This is a genomic window from Pseudoalteromonas sp. NBT06-2 (genome assembly GCF_002276045.1).
GTDB lineage: Bacteria > Pseudomonadota > Gammaproteobacteria > Enterobacterales > Alteromonadaceae > Pseudoalteromonas.
Window position 1 is genome coordinate 1 of record NZ_NQMR01000214.1, and the last position, 3,174, is coordinate 3,174.

2 protein-coding genes are annotated in these 3,174 nt (G+C 35.3%); one reads left to right on the forward strand and one right to left on the reverse strand.

Going from position 1 to position 3,174, the window contains the following annotated elements:
* The coding region (locus CJF42_RS24050; RefSeq protein WP_095369067.1) for a histidine kinase dimerization/phospho-acceptor domain-containing protein at positions 1-2,477 on the reverse strand (2,477 nt) is incomplete at its 3' end.
* A 435-nt stretch (positions 2,478-2,912) separates the two neighbouring features.
* On the opposite strand from CJF42_RS24050, the gene CJF42_RS27815 reads away from it, so the two are divergent.
* Positions 2,913-3,077: a hypothetical protein gene (locus CJF42_RS27815; protein WP_170940747.1), complete on the forward strand. Its 165-nt coding sequence runs from the start codon at positions 2,913-2,915 to the stop codon at positions 3,075-3,077.
* Positions 3,078-3,174: the final 97 nt, after the last annotated feature.

Genomic DNA, 3,174 nt, shown 5'->3' on the forward strand with positions numbered 1-3,174 from the left:
ATGCCTATACCTGAGTCCTTTACGGAAAAATGCAATAGAACCGAGTCTAGCGCATGTTGTTTTAAGTGAATGCTGACAACAACCTCTCCTTTATCGGTAAACTTAACGGCATTATTACCCAAGTTGACCAAAATTTGTCCTAAGCGTAGTGGATCACCAATGAGGTTTGTTGGTACATTTGACGCAATATAAAACAATAACTCTAGCTTTTTATCTTCTGCTTTAAGGCCTACTAAATTAACTAAGTTATCTAAAACATCTTCGAGCTGAAATGTTATGTTCTCCATATCTATTTTGCCTACTTCAATTTTGGAGAAATCAAGGATGTCGTTGATGATGCCTAGTAAGCTTTCTGCTGAAAGGTTCACTTTTTCTATATAATTACGTTGTTTTTTATTTAGTTCTGTCCGGAGAGCCAAACCCGACATGCCTATAATAGCGTTCATTGGGGTTCTAATTTCATGAGACATATTAGCTAAGAAGTCCGATTTGGCTTTAGTTGCTGCCTCTGCTTTTTTTTCGGCTTCTTTGCGTATGGTGATTTCTTTTAATAAAGAGTCATTTTTTTCTATGATCTCGTTTTCCGCTTTATCTTGACTCTTTTTTATAAACAGTAAAGCCAAAGAAACCGGGCCTAAGAATGTAATAAGCACATAGTAAACTTGATAAAATAAATCTATGGTGGCTGTGTGCATCTCGGCTGTTAAAGACTCCAACTTAACAAAATATACTATCCAAAGAAGAAATGCTGAGGTGATTGATAAGGTCGAATAGATAATCATAAATAACATCGACTGGTGTACTAGAATAGCAGGTATACCAGTTTTATTTTCAATATATATCGCCAGCTTTATAATTATGGCTCGTTCTTGCTCTGTTTTACATTGATCTTTACAGGTGGAGTTTAACGAGCAACAGAGTGAGCAGATGTCACTTTTAATGGCCGGACAATAGACCATATCTCCATATTCGAATTCATTGCCGCATGAATGACAGGTATAGGTATCTGAACTATCCGACGTTTTATGTATGTCGTCTTGCCGTAAAATATAGTATTTTCCTTTGGTAACAAAGGCCATAAATGGGGTACAAATAAGGGCTATAGAAAGAGCAATAAAGGCAGAAAATGCCTTCGGTATATCACCAAATATCCCGGTAAAAGCCAGTATCGAAATCAAACTGGCTAAAACTATACTAACTATACCAACAGGATTTACGCTATATAAATGAGCACGTTTAAATTCAATTATTTTAGGGCTTAATCCTAATGGTTTATTGATAGCAAGATCAGCCACCAATACGCCTATCCAGGAAATAGCCACGTTCGAATAAATACCTAATACTTTTTCTATGACTTCAAACACACCAAATAGCATCAACATTAAGGCGATAGCAACATTAAACACCACCCAAACCACACGGCCAACATGTAAATATGATAAGCGTGAAAAAAAATTAGACCAAGCCAGCGAGCCTGCATAGGCATTGGTCACATTGATTTTAACTTGTGACAAAATAACAAAAAAAACACTTACTCCTAAAATGATATCCGGATGTTCAAACACATAATTATAAGCAGCCATATACATATAAATGGGTTCATTTGCATGACTGATACCATAACCAGTTAATATGATTAAAGCGGCTAAAAATATACCGCCAATTTGTTTTAAAAAACCAATTATTATCCAACCGGGGCCAGCTAAGATCACAGTAGCCCACCAACGAAGCCTATTCTCTTTACTTAAATTAGGCATAAACCTTAAGTAGTCAACCTGCTCACCAATTTGTGAGATTAAAGACAATGAGATACCTGTCGCGAAACCAAAGTAATATAAGCTGAACTCACTACCACTATTGATCGTGCCTTTTAAGGTTAAAAAGCTATTTAAAATATCGGGTTCTTTGTATAGGACAAATAAATAAGGCGTAATCATTAAGATCAACCATAGAGGCTGAGTAAACATTTGGAATTTGGAAATAAATTTAAATCCATAAAAGGCCATGGGAATAATAATGACTGAACTAAGGATATAAGCCCATTCCATTGGCATATTACATATTATATTTATTGCCTGCGCCATAATAACCGCCTCAAGTGCGAAGAAAATAAAACTAAATGAGGCATAAATGAGTGAGGTAAAGGTAGATCCGGCGTAGCCAAAGCCACAATTACGAGTGAGTAAATCGATATCAATATTGTTTTTAGCACAGGCTATAGAAATAGGAATACCTGTAATAAACATGATAACTGAAGCAAATAGTATGGCCCAAAATGCAGTAGTAAAACCATAAGATAAAGCAATAGTTGCACCGATGACTTCAAGTGCTAAAAAAGAAGTACCACCGATGGCGGTGTTAGCGACAATAAACTCTGACCACGTTCTAAATTTTTTAGGCATATACCTAAGTGAATAATCCTCCAAATATTCATCACTAACCCAATCGTTGTAAAGTGTTATTTTTTTATTTTTCATTCACATGCCTACGAAACCCTATTAAGAACCGCTATAAGTATTTACAACCCATACACATTCAATTTAAGTAAGGTTAATTCACTGTTAAGTTTCACTCGTTTTTATGAGATAATTAACATTAGCTTCCATATTATTTAATGTTGTATATTATTTCCGCCCCTCTAGACAAACTAAAAAAGACACATCAAATTTACCTCAGCTACCTTTATATATAGCATATAATACTGTTGTTTTAAGTGGTAATTATGTGCTTTATGTGTTTTATGTGTTTTATGTGTTTTAATACCCAAACCACTTCAAGATGCAGGATTCAGTTGGAATTAGAAATGCTTTAGGTAAGGCATTGATTGAAGAACATGGTTACTCCCTTTTCAAAATCAATAACGCTGCATAAAGTATTTATAAACCAACCTGACAGAGACTTCTGAGCAAATCATGCTCGTTGTTGCCTGCATGGATGTAGGTACTAGAGCAATACAGGAGCATATTGCCAGTCCATCTTTTTTTAAGGGAGTAACCATTAATGCAAAGATGCGCCTAGATCATGAATTGCTCAGCAGTCCTGAACCTCACATCTTGAAGTGGCTTGGGTATATATGAAGTGATATATTATTTGTCTATAGGTTAAAGCTAAAATTGTCTATAGGTTAAAGCTAAAATTACCTAAAACACTCACAAAATCGGATAAATAACCCCC

Bases quoted from the DNA above. Each gene is read 5' to 3' on its own strand.
- CJF42_RS27815 (WP_170940747.1), top strand. From the start codon at position 2,913: ATGCTCGTTGTTGCCTGCATGGATGTAGGTACTAGAGCAATACAGGAG.